Below are 21,087 nucleotides of genomic sequence, written 5' to 3' on the forward strand. Positions count from 1 at the left end.
AATAAAAAATTATGAGTAAACAAAGTAAAAGAAGAGAAGCCTTGGTATATCATGCCAAGCCAACTCCAGGTAAAATAAAAGTAGTGCCAACCAAGAAATATGCAAGTCAAAGAGATTTGGCTTTAGCCTATTCTCCAGGTGTTGCAGAGCCTTGTTTAGAAATTGAAAAAGACGTAAATAACGTCTATAAATATACCGCAAAAGGAAACTTAGTAGCTGTGATTTCCAACGGAACAGCTGTTTTAGGTCTAGGTAATATTGGACCAGAAGCTTCAAAACCAGTAATGGAAGGTAAAGGTTTACTTTTTAAAATATTTGCAGATATTGATGTTTTCGATATTGAAGTAGGTACAGAAGATGTAGAAATGTTTATTCAAACAGTAAAAATGATTGCACCAACATTTGGTGGAATAAATCTTGAAGACATAAAAGCACCTGAAGCTTTTGAAATTGAAAGACGTTTAAAAGCAGAACTGGATATTCCTGTAATGCATGACGACCAACATGGTACTGCAATAATTTCGGCAGCAGCATTATTAAACGCATTAGAGTTATCCGAAAAAAAGATAGAAAACGTTAAAATAGTAGTTAGCGGTGCAGGAGCTGCAGCAATTTCTTGTACACGATTGTATTTAGCATTTGGAGCAAAACGCGAGAACGTTGTGATGTTAGATAGTAAAGGTGTTATTAGAGACGATAGGGATAATTTAACCTCTCAAAAAGCAGAATTTGCGACACATAGAAAAATAGACACGCTTACTGAAGCCATGCAAGATGCTGATGTTTTTATTGGCTTATCAACTTCAGATATAGTGTTTCCAGAGATGTTAAAAACAATGGCTAAAAACCCAATTGTTTTTGCAATGGCAAACCCAGATCCAGAAATAAAATACCAATTAGCTATTGATACCAGAGATGATATTATTATGGCTACTGGGCGTAGCGACCATCCTAATCAAGTAAATAATGTCCTTGGTTTTCCATTCATTTTCAGAGGAGCTTTAGATGTTCGTGCAACAAAAATTAACGAAGCCATGAAAATGGCTGCCGTAAAAGCTTTAGCTAATTTGGCTAAAGAACCCGTTCCAGAGCAAGTAAACATTGCATATAATGAAACCAGACTAACCTTTGGTAAGGATTATATTATACCAAAACCATTCGACCCAAGACTTATTGGAGAAGTACCTCCAGCAGTTGCAAAAGCAGCAATGGAAAGTGGTGTAGCATTAGAACCAATAGAAGATTGGGAAAAGTATAAAGACAGCTTGTTAGAGCGCTTAGGAAATGATAATAAAATTATTAGACTGCTTTTAAATAGAGCTAAATCCGCTCCTAAGCGAGTAGTTTATGCAGAAGCAGACCATATAGATGTATTAAAGGCGGCGCAAATAGTTTATGATGAAGGTATTGCAATTCCAATTTTATTGGGAAGAAAAGAAGAAATTGAGCGTTTAAAAGAGGAAATAGAGTTTGATGCTGACGTTTTAATAATAGATCCAAAAACTGATGAACAAATTGACCAAAAAAATAAGTATGCTGAAGTCTATTGGAAACAAAGAAAACGCAGAGGTGTAACTTTATTGGAAGCTCAAAAACTAATGAGAGAGCGTAACTATTATGCTGCAATGATGGTGAACGAAGGTGATGCAGACGCATTAATTTCTGGGTATTCGCGTAGTTATCCGCAAATAGTGAAGCCAATGTTAGAACTTATTGGTTTGGCTCCGGGTTCAACTAGAATAGCAACTACTAATGTCATGATGACAGAACGTGGACCAATGTTTTTAAGTGATACGTCTATAAACATTAATCCTACAGCTAAAGATTTAATAAAAATTGCACAAATGACTTCTGGAGTTGTAAAAATGTTTGGGATGACACCAGTAATGGCAATGACGAGTTATTCTAATTTTGGATCTTCAAAAGACCAAACAGCCACAAAAGTGCGAGAGGCTGTGTCTTATTTGCATAAAAGACATCCAGATTTATTAGTAGATGGAGAATTGCAAACCGATTTTGCATTGAACAGCAAAATGCTTCAGGATATTTTTCCGTTTTCAAGATTATCTGGACATAAAGTAAATACACTTATTTTTCCAAATTTAGAATCGGCGAATATTACGTATAAATTGCTAAAAGAATTAAATAAAGCGGAGTCTATTGGTCCAATTATGATGGGATTACGTAAACCAGTGCATATTCTTCAGCTTGATGCAAGTGTAGACGAAATTGTAAACATGACTGCCATTGCAGTAATAGATGCACAGAAGAAAGGAAAAGAAGCATTAATGAATGAAAAAACGAAATAGTCTTTAGTCCAATAATTTTATTACATTTGAATGCTTAACAAAGAACTGTAGATGATTACACATATTGAAGGGAAAATGGTGGAAAAAAATCCAACAGATGTCGTTATAGACTGTAATGGTGTTGGTTATTTATTAAATATTTCTTTAAATACGTTTTCTCAAATCCCTGATCAGGAAAGCATAAAGTTATTTACACATCTTCAAGTAAAAGAAGACTCTCATAGTCTTTATGGTTTTGTAACTAAAGGAGAACGTGAAGTGTTTAGGTTGCTAATTTCTGTAAGTGGAATTGGTACTAACACAGCAAGAACGATGCTTTCGTCTTTAACGCCTAAACAAATTCGTGAAGGTATTGCTACCGAAGATGTTGTACTTATTCAATCTGTTAAGGGTATTGGTGTAAAAACGGCACAGCGTGTTATAATCGATTTAAAAGATAAAATCATTAAAATTTACGATATTGACGAAGTTTCTGTTAATAGAAGCAATACCAACAAAGATGAAGCGTTATCTGCTTTAGAAGTGCTTGGGTTTGCAAAAAAACAAGCAGAACGCGTGGTGGATAAAATTGTTGTAGCCCAACCTGAGGCTACCGTAGAGGCCCTAATTAAACAAGCTTTAAAAAAATTATAGTAGATTTTGAACACAACTAACCAATACTTTCATAAATCAATTAAACAGAGTTTACCATTTATAGTAACTTTATTACTTTCCTTAAGCGCTATCGCACAGGTGGTAGATGATCCTGATGCAACAATAGAAACAGATTCTACAAAAACAGGATTCAGTTTTGGTACTATTGAAATGCCAAATCCTAATAGTATCACTTCAAATTACACGTATGATCCAGTTATAGATCGTTATGTGTATACAGAAACTGTAGGTAATTTTAATATTAATTATCCAATTATTTTAACACCCAAACAATACCAAGATTTAGTGTTTAAAGAAAACCTTAAAGACTATTATAAAGATAAAATTGATGCTGTCGATGGTAAAAAGGATGATTCCGAAGAAGCAAAAAAGAATTTGCTGCCAGAATTTTATATAAATTCAGGTCTTTTTGAAACTATATTTGGCGGTAACACCATAGAATTTGTACCACAAGGTTCTTTAGAGATGGATTTAGGGATCTTGTTTACTAAACAGGACAATCCTTCATTTTCACCTAGAAATAGAAGTAATTTTACATTTGATTTCGACCAAAGAATTAGCTTAAGTTTATTAGGTAAAGTAGGAACAAGACTCCAAGTAACAGCAAACTACGACACAGAAGCAAGTTTTGATTTTCAGCAAATAGTAAAATTAGAATACGATCCTACTTTTGGTGGAGGTGAAGATTCTATTCTTCAAAAAATAGAAGTTGGTAATGTAAATATGCCACTAAACAGTTCTCTAATTTCCGGAGCTCAAAGTTTATTTGGTGTAAAAACAAAATTGCAGTTTGGTAAAACATCTGTTACTGCTGTATTTTCAGAACAGAAATCCGATACACGCTCTGTAGTTGCACAAGGAGGAGGGACATTAGAAGAATTTGATTTTTTTATTCGCGATTACGACGAAAATAGACACTTTTTCTTAGCACAATATTTCCGCGAGAATTATGATAAAGCACTAGAAAACTATCCCTACATTAATACAAATGTCCAAATAACAAGAGCAGAAGTTTGGGTAACCAATAGAAGTAATAGAACGGACAATGTAAGAAATATTGTAGCGCTTCAAGATATTGGTGAATCTTCAATCATTGGAAATGCAGGTGTTGTAGTCACTGCTGGTTCAGGTGCATTCCCAGATAATGGAAATAACAGATTAGATCCAACAAATATTGGTGGACCTGGTTCGCAAATTACAGATGCCATTAGAGATGTTGCAACAGTACAAGCTGGAATATTAATCCCTGGTTTTAATGAAGGTTTCGATTATGCTAAACTAGAAAACAGTAGAAAGCTTATTGAAGGACAAGAGTATACACTTAGTACTGAATTAGGTTATATCTCCCTAAATCAAAGGTTAAATAATGACGAAGTTGTAGCAGTAGCGTTTCAATACACTGTTGGAGGACAAGTATTTCAAGTTGGAGAATTTGCAAACGATGGTATTGATGCAACTGACGTTCAAACCAATACTAATGGAGAGGTAACAAATGTAACTAATAACAATTTAATATTAAAACTTCTTAAAAGTAGTATCACATCTATAACTCAACCAATTTGGGATTTAATGATGAAGAATATCTACGCGACTGGAGCCTACCAATTAAGTCAAGAAGATTTTAAATTAAATATTTTTTATAATGAGTCTGCACCATTAAATTATATTTCGGCTGTAGATGGTTCTCCATTTGGAACCGATTTTGAAGGAGAACCAATTGAACAAACGACATTGTTACGTCTTTTTAATTTAGATAGATTAAATTTTAATAACGATCCACAAGCAAAAGGAGATGGATTCTTCGATTTTGTTCCAGGAATTACAGTAATTCCTCAAAATGGAAAAATAGTTTTTACTAAAGTAGAGCCTTTTGGACGTTATTTATTCGATGTTTTAGATAACGATGGTAATCAAGGAAACAATGCTTTCGATTACGAATCCGATACCTACACTAACGCCAATCAAGAAAAATACGTTTACGATTTATTATATAAAGCAACCAAAACGGCTGCTTTAGACGAGGTTCAAAAAAATAAATTTCAAATAAAAGGACGTTACAAATCTCAAGGAGGAGATGGTATTCCTATAGGAGGATTTAATGTGCCAAGAGGTTCTGTAACAGTAACTGCAGGTGGTCGTGTACTTGTGGAAGGTGTCGATTATACTGTAAATTATCAATTAGGACGTGTACAGATTTTGGATGAAGCTTTAAAAGCATCTAACACACCAATTCAAGTAACTACAGAAAATAATGCTATTTTTGGGCAGCAAACTAAGCGTTATACGGGTTTAAATATAGAGCATCAGTTTAATGATAATTTTTTAATTGGTGCGACTTATATTAATTTAAATGAAAGACCAATCACCCAAAAAGCAAATTATAATAACGAGCCCATTAATAATACCATTATAGGTTTTAATGGTAATTATTCTACAGAAGTACCTTTCTTTTCAAGACTGGCAAACAAATTACCAAACATAGATACAGATGCACCATCAAACCTTTCAGTGCGTGGAGAGTTTGCTTATTTATTACCTGGAGCACCAAAAGGGACAGATTTTAATGGCGAAGCAACTGCTTTTATAGATGATTTTGAGGGCAGCCAAAATGGTATCGATTTAAAATCGGCTCAGTCTTGGTTTTTATCAAGTCGACCAATAGGATTAAATAATACAACTGCTTTCGATATAGATGGTTTTGAGAATGGTTACGATAGAGCATTATTAAATTGGTACAGTATAGATCCTATTTTTTATAGTAACCAACGACCAGGAGGAATAGATGATGATGATGTTTCCGATTTGTATACTTCTCGTGTTTTTGTTACTGAATTATTTCCAGAACGAGACATTGCGCAAGGTCAAACAGCTGTTTTAAACACGTTAGATCTAACTTATTATCCAACCGAAAGAGGACCGTATAATTTTAGTGATTCCAATTTGTCTTCAGATGGTGCATCTCTTATTAATCCTAATAATGGTTGGGCAGGAATAACAAGACAATTAACCTCTACCGATTTTGAGCAATCTAATGTCGAGTATATTGAGTTTTGGATGCAAGATCCTTTTCTAAATAATCCAAATAATCCTGGAGGGAAATTAGTATTTAACTTAGGAAGTATTTCTGAAGATGTCTTAAAAGATGGTAGAAAGCAATATGAAAATGGATTGCCAGCAGATGGGAATATAGATTTATTACCAACAACAACTTATAATACAGTAGTCCCCTTAAATCAAGCCTTAATTTATGCTTTCGATACTACAGGTGAAGAAAGAATAAATCAAGATGTTGGTTACGACGGTTTTGATGATGCAGAAGAAAGTGTGAATTTCCCAGCATTTAGTAGTCTACCAGATCCATCAGCAGATAATTATCAATATTACCTTAGTTCAGAAGGAAACGTTTTAGAACGTTACAAACGCTATAATAATATGCAAGGTAACTCACCAGATACTTTTAGCGATACTGATAGAGGTTCTACAACACAGCCAGATGTTGAAGATATTAATCGAGATAATACGATGAATACTATCGATAGTTATTTTGAATACGAGCTAGAAATTACGAGACAGAATTTACCTTTAAATAGCATAGACGAAATTGCATCTAGTAATCCAATAGGTGACTTTATTAGAGATGTAAAATCACGTCCAAGAGTGTTACCAAACGGAGAGACAGAACAAGTGCGTTGGTATCAGTTTAGAGTGCCCGTTCAAGGTGATCATGTAGTTGCCGTAAATGGGATTACCGATTTGCGTTCAGTTCGTTTTGCAAGACTATATTTAAATGGCTTTTCAGAGCAAACAACCTTCCGTTTTGGAACTTTAGATTTAGTACGTAGTGATTGGAGACGCTACCAATTAGCATTAGATGGTGGTTTTACTCCACCAGATTTTGGTGATACAGACTTTACTGTTGGAGTAGTAAGTACCCAAGAAAATGATGGTAGTTACGAGTCTCCTCCGGGAGTTGTACCAGAACAATTAAACAATAATAACACAATAATAAACCAAAATGAACAATCTTTAGTCGTTAATGTTTGCGATTTAAAACCTAAAGATGCTAGAGCAGTATTTAAGAATATTAGTGTGGACATGAGACAATACAAACGTATTAGAATGTTTATGCATGCCGAAGAAGGAGATAATCCGGGATTAGGAAATCAAGATTTAGTAGGGTTTATTAGAATGGGTAACGATTTAACGCAAAATTATTACCAAATAGAAGTGCCGTTAGAAGTTTCTATAGGGAATTCTAGTGAGCAATTATGGCCAACTGCAAACGAAATAGATTTACCTCTAAATCTATTAGAACAAATGAAATCTTTAGGTATTGCAAATGGGTCCTTAGCAAATGCAACAGCTACTTTTTACGATATTTTTGATAATGAATTGGTTCAAATCCCTAATGAGTTTTCTGGATATAATACTGTTGGTAGAGATAAACATCGTTTAGCAATAAAAGGAAATCCAAATTTTGGAGCCATAAGAACCTTAATGGTTGGTGTAAAAAATGGAACTAGCAACACACAATGTGGCGAGGTTTGGTTTAATGAATTACGTCTATCAGACATGGATAACGAAGGTGGTTGGGCAGCAGTAATGAGTTTAGATACTAATTTTGCCGACTTTGCAAACGTAAGTGCAACAGGTAGAATGAGTACTGCTGGTTTTGGCTCTGTAGATCAAGGTCCACAAGAACGTAGTAGAGAAGATGTAAAGCAATATGATGTTGTTACCAATGTAAACGTAGGGCAATTGTTACCCAAAAAATGGGGAATTCAAATCCCATTTAATTATGGTCAAGGTGAAGAATTAATTACGCCAGAATACGATCAACAATATAAAGATTTAAGACTTCAGAGTAGAATTGATGCTGCGGAAACTTCTGAAGAAAAGAAAATTATTAGAGAACAATCTGAAGACTATACTAGACGAAGAAGTATCAATTTTATTGGTGTTAGAAAAGTAAGAACAGGAGATTCTAAACCACGTTTCTATGATGTAGAAAATCTAACGTTTAACCATTCGTATAATAAAGTAGAACATCGCGATTTCGAAATTGAACGCTCGATAGATAAGCAAGTGCGAACAGGAGCAAGTTATACCTATAGTTTTGAGCCAAAAATATTCGAGCCTTTTAAAAAGAAAGATTCGCTTTTTACTAGTAAATATTTAAAACTTTTAAAAGATTTTAATCTTAATCTAATGCCTTCTAGTTTTGCTATTAATTCAGATATTAGTAGACAGTTTAATAGGCAACGTTTTAGAGAGTTAGAACTAGGAGGTAATAATATTAGTCTTGATGAATTATTTAGAAGGAACTATAATTTTGATTTCCAATCTACAATAAACTGGAACTTAACGAAATCACTAGCGTTAAACTTTGCCGTAGCCAATAATAATATTGTAAGAAACTATTTTCAGGATAATTTAATTAATGGAGAGCAAGATCCAAGCTTAGATGTTTGGGATGGTTATTTTGATATTGGTGATGCCAACAGACGCTCGCAAACTTTAGGTTTAAATTACGAAATACCATTTAATAAATTTCCGGCACTTAATTTTATTAATGCAACCTATGCGTATCAAGGGCTATATCAATGGCAAAAAGGATCAGATTTATTTGGAGAACTTGTTGCAGATGATGGTATAACTTATGATCTAGGGAATTCTATATCAAACGGTAATACGCACAATATTAATTCTACGTTAGATATGCGTAAGCTTTATAAATACATAGGTCTAAAAAAGAAACGTGTAGCCAAGAATAATGGTAAAGTTAGTAGAAATGCAAGAGTTGGAAACCTTCCAGGGAAAGTTAAAAAAGAAGAAGCTAAAAAACCAGAAGCCAAAAAGAAAAGTGGTCTTGGAACAGGAATCGCTAATTTAGGAATTGGTCTTTTAACCTCTGTAAAACGTATTCAAGCAAATTATTCTGAAAATAATGGAACGTTCCTTCCTGGTTTTGTGGACACACCAGGTTTTATTAGCGCTTCTAAACCAACTTTTGGTTATACTTTAGGAAGCCAACGAGATATTCGAGATTTAGCAGCCAGAAATGGATGGTTAACAGTGTTTCCCGATTTTAATCAGCAATACACAAAAAATCATACAAAACAACTGGATCTTTCGGCTAATTTAGAACCTATTAACGATTTAAAAATAGATTTAGTAGCCTCAAGAACCTATGCTGAAAACTATACAGAAAACTATAGAATTGAAAACAACGAATACACTTCTTTAACACCAAACATATTTGGAAATTTTAACATATCCACATTTACACTACCAACGGCCTTTGGAGCAAGTGATGAAATAAGCTCTGAAGCTTTTGATGCTTTTAGAGAAAACAGATTAACAATGGCTAGAAGATTGGCTATCGAAAAAGGAGCAAATGTAAACGATGTGGATGCAGATGGTTATCCTTTAGGTTTTGGAAAAACAAGTCAAGCAGTATTGTTACCAGCGTTTTTAAGTGCATATACCGGACAGAATGCTGAGAAATCAAAATTAGGAGCTTTTAGAGATATGCCCATTCCAAATTGGGATCTTAAATACACAGGCTTAATGAAGTTTAAATGGTTTAAAAAACGCTTTAAACGTTTCTCTCTAGCTCATGGTTACCGTTCAAGTTATACTATAAACCAGTTTAGAACTAACTTAGATTTTAATGGAATAGATTATAGCCAGCCTTATGCATCTCAACCTACAGACGATTTAGATCAAGCAGGTAATTTTAAAAATGCAGAATTATACAGCAATATTAACCTAACAGAATTGTTTAGCCCGTTAATTAGAATAGATATGGAAATGAAAAACTCTATAAAGATTCTTGCTGAAATTAGAAAAGATAGGTTATTGTCTCTTAGTTTCGATAATAATTTAATGACCGAAATACAAGGAAACGAATACACGTTAGGATTAGGCTATAGAATTAAAGACGTACGTATAAAATCTAAATTAGCTGGGCCTAAAAAAGCTATTGTTAGCGATTTATTAATGGAGGCAAACATATCGGTTAGACAGAATAAAACCATTATTAGGTATCTTGATTTAGAAAACAACCAAATTACTAATGGACAGACCATATACGGTTTAAAGTATAATGCAAACTATGCATTTAGTAAAAATTTAACTGGTATCTTCTATTTCGATTATACCTTCTCAGAATATGCGATATCTACAGCATTTCCACAAACAACAATACGTTCTGGATTTACTATAAGATACAATTTTGGTAATTAAAAAATGGTATAATTTTTCTATTTGAAAAGCCAAAACAATTAAATACATTTGTAAAAATAAAAAAATAGCACAATGAATATTCCAACAGAATTAAAATATACTAAAGATCACGAGTGGATTAAAGTAGAAGATGATGTAATTACAATAGGTATTACGGATTTCGCACAAAGCGAACTTGGTGATATAGTTTACGTAGAAGTAGAAACTCTTGACGAAACTTTAGAGGCAGAAGAAGTGTTTGGTACAGTTGAAGCTGTAAAAACGGTTTCAGATTTGTTTTTACCAGTAGCTGGAGAGGTTGTAGAATTTAATGAGTCTCTAGAAGACGAGCCAGAAAAAGTAAACACAGATCCTTATGGTGAAGGTTGGATGGTGAAAGTTAAGGTTTCTAATGTTTCAGATTTAGATGGTTTGCTATCTGCTGAGGACTACAAAGCCCTAATTAGTGCTTAAGAAATTCAGTTTTCCTATAAGTATTCTTTACACGTTAACCTTATCTGCTTTAAGTTTAATAAAGATAAGTCATGTAGTTAAAAATATGCCATCATTTAACGATAAAGTAGGGCACGCTCTCGCTCATTTTATTTTTGTGGTCTTATGGTTTGTTGTATTTTATTATAAATTCAACTTTAAATATGGTAAAGCTTTAGGCTTTGCAGGACTATTTTCATTTGGATATGGTGTGCTTATCGAAGGACTACAAGGTTGGATTACAATTAGTAGACAAAGTGACTTTAATGACGTCTTTGCAAATGTTATAGGAATGGTATTTGCTTTATTACTTTTATTAAGTATAAAAAAACGCGTGTTAAAAAGTAATAATACCTTGCTTTTTTGAAAAATAAATAGTTATTTTAGCACAGCATAAACAAATATAATTTTATGGAAACAAAGAAAAACCCAAAAGCAAACGTAGGTAGAAACAGTAGTCTCTATTTTGCAGTTGGTATGCTGTTAATGTTAGGTTTAACTTATACAGCTATCAATTACAAAACTTACGATGAGCGTGTTGTAGATAATAGATCTATAGATGTTGATGAAGAATTGGATGAAGAAATCCCAATTACAAATCAAGCACCACCGCCACCACCACCGCCACCGCCACCACCGCCACCAGCTCCAGAAGTTATTGATGTTGTTGAAGATGAGGCAGAAATTGAGGAAACAGTTATCGAATCTACAGAAACAACTCAGGAAGAAGAAATTGTTGAGGTTGAAGAGGTAGAAGTAGAAGAAATAGAAGAAGACGTAGAAGTTTCTTTTGCAGTTATAGAAAGTGTACCTGTATATCCTGGTTGTGAAAAGGGAAATAACGATGCAAAGCGTAAATGTATGTCGGATAAAATCAACAAATTAGTTGGTAGAAAATTCGATTTAGATTTAGGTCAAGAATTAGGTCTAAGCGGTAAACAGCGTATTTACGCACGTTTTACAATAGACAAGTCGGGTAATATTGTTAATGTAAAAACACGTGGTCCACATCCTGGATTAGAAAAAGAAGCTAGAAGAGTTGTTGGTTTAATACCAAAAATGAAACCTGGTAAGCAAAGAGGAAAGCCTGTAAAAGTAACTTTCGATTTGCCAATAACATTTAACGTACAAGACTAAATAATTAGTTTTAAGTGGCATAAATTAAAAACCCGATACAAATTTGTATCGGGTTTTTTGGTTTTGGTATGCTTATTGTGTTTTCCTCATAATATTAACATGTAAACTTTAATAATTATGAACAATTCAAAGAAAAGTCGCGATCTCGTTCGCCAAAACGAGAAAAACGTGCAAAAATCGCAAAAGCATGATGCAAATTTACAAAAAAACTCAACGCTGTACTTTCAGGTTGGATTAATTTTGTGCTTGTTAGCTAGTTATGGTGCATTAGAGATGTCTTTTGCGTCTAATGGAAACCATTACGATCCTCCGAAAGAAATGGAATCTGAAGATTTCGTTTATGTAATGCCAAATTTTAAAGTAATAAAAGAGGTGCAGCCGGAAAAGAACAAAGTAACAAAGAAACTAAAAGCTAAAGCGCCGGTGATTAAAATTGTAGATAATCATACAAAGGTTTTAAAACCTGTAGATGCTATTGTAGATGTGTTTGTCCCAGATAATAAGATAGCAATTATTTCAACAGACGATCCTAGTTTAATAATTGATGATGTTGATCCGGTAATGAATATTATGGCTGTGCAAAAAGTTCCAATCTTCCCGGGTTGTGAAAAAGAAACAACTAACAATGGAAGAAGAAAATGTTTGTCTTCTAAACTAACAAAATTGGTGCGAAGAAAATTTGATACCGACGTTGCTATTGATTTAGGTTTAACTGGAAAGCAAAAAATTGTTGTTTCATTTAAAATTAATAAGCTAGGAGAAGTAGAGATTATTGAAACAAGAGCAAATCATAAAGCACTAAAAATAGAAGCCAATCGTGTAATAGGTAAAATACCAACCATGGAACCAGGAAAAAATAACGACAGGCCAGTAGAGGTGTCGTATATGCTTCCAATACAATTCAATATTCAGTAAAACTATTCGTTTTACAATTATTTAACCGTTATTACCTTTCGTAGTAACGGTTTTTAATTTTTAATGAGTTTCATAAAAAAAATAAAAATGTTATCTTTCGGCGAAATTAAATGTAAAATATACTATGAAGTATTGCGCTTTCATTTTAATAATTTGTTTTCAGTCTTTAGCAATAGCTCAAGACAATAACATTAAACCTCCTATTTTCGATTCTTGTAAAGAAGAGCCAATTGCCAATTTGCAAAAATGTTTCGATTCTAAAGTTTTCAATTTGTTATTTAAAAACTTTAATGTTCCAGACGCCGTTAGCGAGGCTAATTATAAAGGCGAAGTTGTTATTTTATTTGAAGTCGATAAAGAAGGTGGTTTTAGAACCATGTATGTGGATGCTATTTATCCAGAATTAAAAGCGGAAGCTATTCGTGTTATTAGTGCTTTTCCAAAAGTAGACCCAGCAACTTATAATGGTAATTTAACATATAAGCAATATTCAATCATCTTAAAAATACCTTTGGTGGATCAAACAGTTTCGATCGAAGATTTAGCAATTAAAATTGAAAAAGAAGAACTAAATGCTTTAGAAATTGCGGCTAAGAAAGAATTAGATAAAGTAAATACAGATTATATAAAATACGATAATAGCGAGTATAAGAGTCAATTAAATATACCGTTTTCGCATGAAAACTATTCTAATTTCGATCGTGCTACCAATTTAATTGGTACTAATAGTCATACAGGGTCTAAACCTTTTTTGTATGAAGAGATTTCTGCTTATCATGATTTTAGTGCTGAAAATGAAACCTTAAAGAAAGACTCACAGACTTGGGTAGGGAAAAAATTATGGAATGAGCATTTGGTGCAATTACAAGCCGAAGACTATTGGTTTACAATAGATCCTATTTTCGATTTACAAGCCGGAAAAGATACAGATGCTGACTTTAATTCTACTTTTAACAACACGAGAGGCGTTTTTGTGCAAGGAGGCTTAGGTAAGAAATTTAATTTCTCAGCTTCAGTTTACGAAAACCAAGGTCGTTTTGCACAATATTTTAATCAATATGCGGAAAGTATTAAACCGTCTGATGGACCAGCCATAGTTCCTGGTCGTGGTATTGCTAAACGTTTTAAAACTGATGCTTTCGATTATCCAGTGGCAGAAGCGTATCTATCTTACACACCAGCCAAATTTATAAATGTACAATTTGGACATGGTAAGAATTTTATTGGAGATGGTTATCGCTCTTTATTTCAAAGTGATGTAGCAAGTCCATACCCATATTTAAAACTAAACACTAAGTTTTGGAAAATAAAATATACAAACACGTACACGTGGTTAAAAGATGTTAGAGCTGAAGTTGCTGAAAATGGTGCCTATTTAACTAAATATATGGCTAATCATTATTTAAGTTGGAATGTAAATAAACGTCTAAATCTAGGCCTGTTTGAATCTGTAATTTGGGCAAATACAAACGATAGAGGTTTCGATATTAATTATCTAAACCCGATTATTTTTTATCGTGCTATTGAGTTTGAAACTGGTCAAGATGCAGGAAATGCTATTGTTGGTCTTTCAGCAAAATATAAGGTTAACGATAACTTTAATATGTATTCGCAGTTTGTTTTAGATGAATTTTCTTTAAGCGATGTAAAAGGAGGAGATGGCAGTTGGAAAAACAAATTCGGATTACAATTAGGTGCTAAGTATTATAACGCTTTTAAAGTGAAAGATTTAATGCTTCAAGCGGAATATAATGCCGTAAGACCTTATACATATTCACATAACACAATAACTTTAAACTATGCACACAATAACCAGCCAATGGCACACCTTTGGGGAGCAAACTTTAGAGAGCTGGTGTTAATTGGGCGTTATAGATATAAACGTTGGTATGGTGAAGCCAAACTAATTGCAGGTGTTCGTGGTTTCGATTTAAACGATGGCACAGATAATTTTAATTATGGAGGAAATATCTATAGGGATGAAAGGGATAGACCTTTTGATTCTGGAGTAGAAATTGGGCAGGGCATAAAAACCAACACTATTAACGCAAGTATTCAAGGCGGTTATTTAATAAATCCAGCTTCAAATTTAAAGGTTTTTGCAAATATTAGTTACCGTAATTTTAATCCTGAAGCCGAAACTATGACGGTTTTAAACAACAGTACGGTGTGGTTTAATTTTGGAATTAGAACAGATCTATTTAATTGGTATTTTGATTTGTAGAATAAAAACGAAAAGTATTTCATTAATCATTACGCTGTTTTTGGTTTTTAATTTCAGTTTCTCTAAAGAAATTGAAAATCTATCCTATATTAAAATGGACACTATTATTTGCTACGAATATCCAATCTAAGACAAGCAGAAAAAGAAACAATTTCGAGCCGTTTTCAAAAAAGATACAGAATTATATAAATAGATGTCTGTTGATACTCTTTATATTTATCTTGAGAGTGAAACTTATAAAAAAGGAATTTTAATAAAATATTCAAAGGTTTTTAATTCTCATAAAATATTTGATACTACACCATTTTGTAATTTTGTAGCTGAAAATAATTTCAGGATGCCTAGACTAAGTTCAAAAAGGTATTACGATTTTGATGCACAGGAAATTGATTCTACAACTTTTCTAAAAAAAAAGAGTTTAAAAGAACCTCTTTAAATAGAACAATTACAGATTCTATTACTGGAATTGAAATTAAAACAGAATATGCAAACTACCTAGAGTATTCAAATAATAATTATCATTCTTATACTTTTGCTGTTGTAAATACTCCAGTAAATGGTGGCTAGAAAATGTATTTTTAAGCTTACAAGAAGATGGTGCTTACAAAGCGTTTTTAGCACATTATGATGTTACAGATGAAGAAATTGAATTTATGAATTATGGGCAATATGTAGATTTAGAAAATAAAATTACTGAATTAAACAACAGTAATTTTATAGATGCAACTAACAACAAAGTGTATTGGGATCCAGAAACAATGTGTTTAGTTAATTCAAGTTGGATAGAAGGCACTGTTTGTAGTGGTAGCGAAGAACATACATATCAAGAATGGATGGGTGGTGCACAATGTAATGGCAGAACAAAACCAACAAATGGTTTTTATCACAATTACAACATTTCTTGTATGCCTTCAAGTACAGGTGGTAATTCGACTCCTAGTAATAATAACCCATCTAATGGGCAACAATCTGGAGCTGGTGGCTCAACTCTACCTCAAGATGAAACTGTAGTAGTTTCTTGTAATTCTAGAAGTAGTGATTGTTTACCAGAGTTGTGTGCCGCAAGCGAAATTATTTCTACAGTTGCTGCAAATTTAGGTTTAACACCCGAGCTTACTAGTTGCTTACGGGATGAAGATAATTGTACAGCAGCTACAGCGTTAGTTGATTTTGTAAATGCTAATCCAACAAGCACTGCATTTGCTCAATTAGCTGCTCAAGCTATTTGTGATGGAGGAGAAGTTGATTATCCAAATAGTATCGTTTTAGATTCAACTTTTAATAATAATCCTAAAGCTAAATGTGTTTATAATAAACTAAAAAATTTATCAGATACTGTATTTAAGGACATAATAAGTAATCATTTTGGAAGTCAATTTACAAGAGATATAAAATTTGAAGTAGGTAATATTCCTGCTCAATTAGGGAATACGGATGCTTTTACATATACTAATTATGATGTTAACAATTTAGTAATTGCATCAGGAGATATTATGACTATAAGAGTAAGTCCTACATTTTTACAAAATGCTTCGGCAATTGAAATTGCGCTAACATTAATTCACGAAAGTATTCATGCTGAGTTAATGGATAGATTTATACAATTAGGTTTAGTTAACAATGTAACAACATTAGGAGCAATAGTTTTTAACAATGGGAATACTAATGTTTTCACATTGTCTGATGTGATTTTCAATCAACTTCTCATTATATATAATGCATATCCTCCGAATTCGAATGGCCAATGGAATCATGATTTATTTAATGCATTAAGTTATAGGACTAAAATGGCACAAAATTTGGTATCTGTACATCCATGGTTGCATGATTCTTCTGATGATTTTTTAACTAATGTAAATGGAGACAACTTAAACCTCTATGGAGATTTCACAATTAATGAGCTGATGGATTATATAACATGGATAGGTTTAGAAGAGACAGAAGATTTTGCTAACAATATTGAGAGTGTTCCTTTAGAATTAACAAAGAAAAATTTTGTTGAAACTGCGGCTAGAACCTATTATACTAAAAACTGTAACTAAAGATACATTATGAAAAAATCAATTTTAATCTTTTTACTATTTTTAAGTTCATTACCTTTATTAAGTCAAGAAGAGTTGAAAAAAGAAGAACTCTATATTTATGTTTCTAATATCAGTTTCCAGTCAAGTGTCTTAAGTTATGAAGCTTATTTTGGATTAGAAAGCCAAGAAGAAGACTTTAATCACGACACTTATTTTTTTAAGATAAGTTTTCCAGATTTAGAACATCATACTCTATTTGGGTTAGGTAAAACTATTGAAAAAAAGTCAATAAATTATATTGAGCCTATTTCGTATTTTAAAAACAAATCTTTTTGTTACATGCATTTAGAGTTGAGTCGCTATAAGAGAATATTTATTGTTACTGACTTTCCAAATACTCATAAAGAAGGTGGTAAAAGTTATAAGGATAAGTTTGTGATTTTTTATAGTAGATATAATGGTAGTATAAAAGATATTTCTTTCATGAATATGACTAACAAAAATTTAATAAACTTATAAGTCAAAATATAAAGACACAAGCTTCTTTTGCTTGTGTCTTTATATTTAATTAATATTTTCATTTGTTGATAATTAACTAATTGATTTGATTGTTTCATTCAATGAGATTAACTGTTCACTTAATAATGTTTTTATTAGAATGTTTTATATTGAAGAATAAATTAAATATGCATGATTAGAGATTCAATTTTAATACTATGTGCTTTTTTTTTCTTTCAGAGTATTTCAGCTCAAACTGATTCCCTCTATTTATCTAGTTGAAAAAACAAAGGATAATTTCAATAGTCAAACAGGTATTTATAGTTTTAAATAATATATTTTACCAATGCGATATACAGGAACTAGAAAAAAACGTATTGCTTACAGATCTGTCCACAAACTAAAATTGAGATTTTAGAAGATTATTATAAAAGAAAACCACCAGCAAAAATGCTCGTGGTTTTCTTTTATAAATCTACTTTTACAACGTATCTTTGCATCAAAATTTTAAGCGCTTAAAACCGCTTTAAACCAAATCAAAGCATTGAGTACAGCAACTACAACGATAAAACATTCATTAATTTCAGATTTTAAAGAAATCACGAAAATGCGTTTAGCATTAAGTGTGGTTTTTTCTTCAATTGCTGGTTATTTACTTGGTGTAGAACAGGTTAACTTTACAACATTATTTCTCCTTGCTTTAGGAGGTTATTTTATGGTTGGAGCGTCAAACGCTTACAACCAAATTATAGAAAAAGATTTAGATGTTTTAATGGATAGGACTAAAAACCGTCCCATTCCTGCTGGTCGCATGTCTGTGCGCACAGCATTTATTGTCGCCACTACTTTTACAATTTTAGGGATTGCAATTCTGTATTATATTAATCCACAAACCGCAATGTTTGGCGCGATTTCTATTTTTTTATACACTTGTGCTTATACACCATTAAAAACAAAAACACCGTTATCTGTATTTGTTGGTGCTATTCCAGGTGCTATACCTTTTATGTTAGGTTGGGTTGCCGCTACAGATAATTTTGGTATTGAACCAGGTACTTTATTTGCTTTACAATTTTTCTGGCAATTTCCGCACTTTTGGGCTATTGGTTGGTTTTTATATAGCGATTATAAAAAAGGAGGTTTCTTTATGTTGCCAACAGGAAAACAAGATAAAGGCACAGCTGTACAAATAATTATGTACACAATCTGGACAATATTAATTTCTATTGTACCAGTGTTTGGAGTAACAGGGAAACTAGAATTGTCTTATGTTGCTGCAACCGTTGTTTTTGGTTTAGGTTTGTTTATGCTGTATTATGCGATTCAGTTATTTAAAAAAATGACAGAAAAAGCAGCAAAGCAACTTATGCTGGCTAGTGTCTTTTACATTACATTAATACAAATTATTTACGTACTAGATAAATTTATTAGATAATTATGGATTTAACCGAAGGAACTTTAAGAGAAAAGAACGAACGTGCAAAAAAAATGATGCTCTGGTTTGGCCTTATTGCATTATTCATGTCGTTTGCAGGTTTAACAAGTGCAGTAATAATTAGCCGTACACGTCCAGACTGGTCTAAAGCTTTAGCATTACCAGAAGTATTTTTAATCAGTGTATTTGTAATAATAGCAAGTAGTATTGCTTATATTTTTGCTGAACGTGCTTTAAGAAACAACAATAGACAACTAACAACAATATTACTGTTAACCACTTTTGTGTTAGGAGTGGTATTTGTTTTACTGCAATTTCAAGGTTTTAGAGCACTTATAGAAGCTGGTTATTATTTTACAGGAGAAACTAGTGATCCTAAGGCGTCGTTTATATTTTTAATCGCTTTTTTTCACTTGCTTCACGTTGCAGTTGGCTTAATTTGCCTGTTGGTTGTAATTTATAATCATTTTAAACAAAAGTATACAGCAGATAATATGTTAGGTATGGAATTGGCTGGAACATTTTGGCATTTTATTGATATACTGTGGGTATTCTTGTATTTACTAATGTATTTTGTAGGTTAGATTTTTATAATATAAGAGCAGACAAGAAAAAGAATTTACTAATCAGATAAAACAAGGCTCAAAAATTACAGTTTAACATTTCTTTAATAAAAGAAAATGATTATTTTTGTGCAATATTTAAAATTAACGAACTCAACTATATGAATACTACAGTTGCAACTACTGGAACAGAAGGTAAAATTTGGGGAGGAGGAAACCAACCTCTAAAAGCCAGCTATGGTAAAATGATGATGTGGTTTTTTATCGTTTCCGATGCCTTAACATTTTCAGCATTTTTAGCTGCTTACGGTTTCTCACGATTCAAATTTATTGATTCTTGGCCAATAGCAGACGAGGTTTTTACTCACGTCCCTTTCTTTCATGGTAATTACCCAATGATTTATGTAGCGTTTATGACGTTTGTTCTTATTATGTCTTCAGTAACTATGGTATTAGCCGTAGATGCTGGTCACCACTTGAATAAGAAAAAAGTAACATGGTATATGTTCTTAACCGTTATTGGTGGTGTAATTTTTGTAAGCTCTCAAGCTTGGGAATGGAAGACATTCATTAAAGGAGAATATGGAGCAGTACAAACTAAAGGAGGTAATATTTTACAGTTTGGTGAGTACGTTACAGAGAATGGAGAAGAAAAATTTAAGCGTGTTGCTATAGCAGACTTTGTTAAAGTAGGTCATAGCGATAGAGTACAACACGAAAGTAAAAATGGAATTTGGTATGAAACTGAAGGTACACTTCCAGAATATTCTGTAGACGAAGTTTATAACGGTTTGGTTGCTAATGAAAACGTATTTGTCAGAAATCAAATTATTAATGAAGATGGTGAGAAAACAGTATTATCTCGTTCAGAATCATTAAAACAATTAAAAGCCAACGGAAAACTAGTAGTGCATGGCGCTAACTTAAAAGTAAACGAATATGGTTCGCCATTGTTTGCAGACTTCTTTTTCTTTATTACAGGTTTCCACGGTTTCCACGTATTCTCTGGAGTTGTAATTAATATTATTATTTTCTTTAACGTTATAATTGGTACTTACGAAAGACGTAAGAACTACGAAATGGTGGAGAAAGTAGGATTGTATTGGCACTTTGTAGATTTAGTTTGGGTATTTGTATTCACATTCTTCTACTTAGTTTAATAAAATAATATTGTCATTTCCTTGAATAAGGAAATCTAAAAAAAAATAGTATCAAAAATGGCACAAGAGCATAAATTAGAAATCTTTAGAGGATTAGTAAAGTTCAAATCTAACATTACAAAAATTTGGGGTGTTTTAGTATTCTTAACAGTTATTACAGCTGTTGAAGTAGTGTTGGGTATATATAAAGCTGAATTGCCACAAATTTTTAGAGATGCTATCTTGGGAATGAAGGCTATTAACTGGATCTTTATCATCCTAACATTAGTTAAAGCCTATTATATTACTTGGGATTTTATGCACATGCGTGATGAAACCAAAGCTTTAAGACGTATGGTGGTTTGGACAGCGGTATTCTTAATCTGTTATTTAGTGTTCATTCTATTGCAAGAAGCAGGTTATATTGAAGGTGTTTATACCAACGGATTTGTTAAAAAAGATTTTTAATT

At 32.5% G+C, this 21,087-nt stretch carries 14 protein-coding genes; all 14 read left to right on the top strand.

The genetic code is table 11. The features are described from left to right. Positions 1–11 precede the first annotated feature (11 nt). A complete protein-coding gene (locus RH82_RS12390) occupies positions 12–2,309 on the top strand; it encodes an NADP-dependent malic enzyme (RefSeq protein ID WP_034061157.1) in 2,298 nt (765 codons plus the stop codon). A gap of 51 nt (positions 2,310–2,360) precedes the next feature. Then, positions 2,361–2,942 carry a Holliday junction branch migration protein RuvA gene (gene ruvA, locus RH82_RS12395; protein WP_034061159.1) on the top strand — a complete coding sequence of 194 codons (582 nt, stop codon included), beginning with the start codon at positions 2,361–2,363 and terminating at the stop codon, positions 2,940–2,942. A gap of 6 nt (positions 2,943–2,948) precedes the next feature. Then, positions 2,949–10,211, top strand: a complete 7,263-nt coding sequence (sov, locus tag RH82_RS12400) for a T9SS outer membrane translocon Sov/SprA (RefSeq protein ID WP_034061160.1) — start codon at positions 2,949–2,951, stop codon at positions 10,209–10,211. A 72-nt stretch (positions 10,212–10,283) separates the two neighbouring features. Then, complete coding sequence (gene gcvH, locus RH82_RS12405; protein WP_034061162.1) at positions 10,284–10,664, top strand: glycine cleavage system protein GcvH; 381 nt, start codon at positions 10,284–10,286, stop codon at positions 10,662–10,664. Continuing rightward, on the top strand, positions 10,657–11,049 hold the full coding sequence (locus RH82_RS12410; RefSeq protein ID WP_034061163.1) for a VanZ family protein: 393 nt from the start codon (positions 10,657–10,659) through the stop codon (positions 11,047–11,049). Before gcvH ends, RH82_RS12410 begins: the two co-directional genes overlap by 8 nt. Positions 11,050–11,093: 44 nt before the next feature. Further along, positions 11,094–11,819 carry an energy transducer TonB gene (locus RH82_RS12415; protein WP_034061165.1) on the top strand — a complete coding sequence of 242 codons (726 nt, stop codon included), beginning with the start codon at positions 11,094–11,096 and terminating at the stop codon, positions 11,817–11,819. 117 nt (positions 11,820–11,936) lie between these two features. Continuing rightward, positions 11,937–12,734: an energy transducer TonB gene (locus RH82_RS12420; protein ID WP_034061166.1), complete on the top strand. Its 798-nt coding sequence runs from the start codon at positions 11,937–11,939 to the stop codon at positions 12,732–12,734. A 124-nt stretch (positions 12,735–12,858) separates the two neighbouring features. Further along, complete coding sequence (locus RH82_RS12425; protein ID WP_034061168.1) at positions 12,859–14,958, top strand: hypothetical protein; 2,100 nt, start codon at positions 12,859–12,861, stop codon at positions 14,956–14,958. Between the two features lie 653 nt (positions 14,959–15,611). Beyond that, the gene (locus tag RH82_RS12435; protein WP_034061171.1) at positions 15,612–17,000 is read left to right on the top strand and encodes a hypothetical protein; all 1,389 of its coding nucleotides are present in this window, start codon (positions 15,612–15,614) and stop codon (positions 16,998–17,000) included. 9 nt (positions 17,001–17,009) lie between these two features. Beyond that, the gene (locus tag RH82_RS12440; RefSeq protein ID WP_034061172.1) at positions 17,010–17,501 is read left to right on the top strand and encodes a hypothetical protein; all 492 of its coding nucleotides are present in this window, start codon (positions 17,010–17,012) and stop codon (positions 17,499–17,501) included. Positions 17,502–18,024: 523 nt separating this feature from the next. Next, positions 18,025–18,915, top strand: a complete 891-nt coding sequence (gene cyoE, locus RH82_RS12445; RefSeq protein ID WP_034061173.1) for a heme o synthase — start codon at positions 18,025–18,027, stop codon at positions 18,913–18,915. Positions 18,916–18,917: 2 nt separating this feature from the next. Then, positions 18,918–19,499 (top strand): cytochrome c oxidase subunit 3, encoded by a 582-nt coding sequence (locus RH82_RS12450; protein WP_034061174.1) that lies wholly within the window; start codon positions 18,918–18,920, stop codon positions 19,497–19,499. A gap of 140 nt (positions 19,500–19,639) precedes the next feature. Next, positions 19,640–20,638, top strand: coding sequence for a cytochrome c oxidase subunit 3 (locus tag RH82_RS12455; RefSeq protein WP_034061175.1), 999 nt, complete (start codon positions 19,640–19,642; stop codon positions 20,636–20,638). Positions 20,639–20,695: 57 nt separating this feature from the next. Beyond that, a complete protein-coding gene (locus RH82_RS12460; protein ID WP_034061176.1) occupies positions 20,696–21,085 on the top strand; it encodes a cytochrome C oxidase subunit IV family protein in 390 nt (129 codons plus the stop codon). Positions 21,086–21,087: the final 2 nt, after the last annotated feature.

This window comes from Lacinutrix jangbogonensis (genome assembly GCF_000797445.1).
Taxonomy (GTDB): domain Bacteria; phylum Bacteroidota; class Bacteroidia; order Flavobacteriales; family Flavobacteriaceae; genus Lacinutrix; species Lacinutrix jangbogonensis.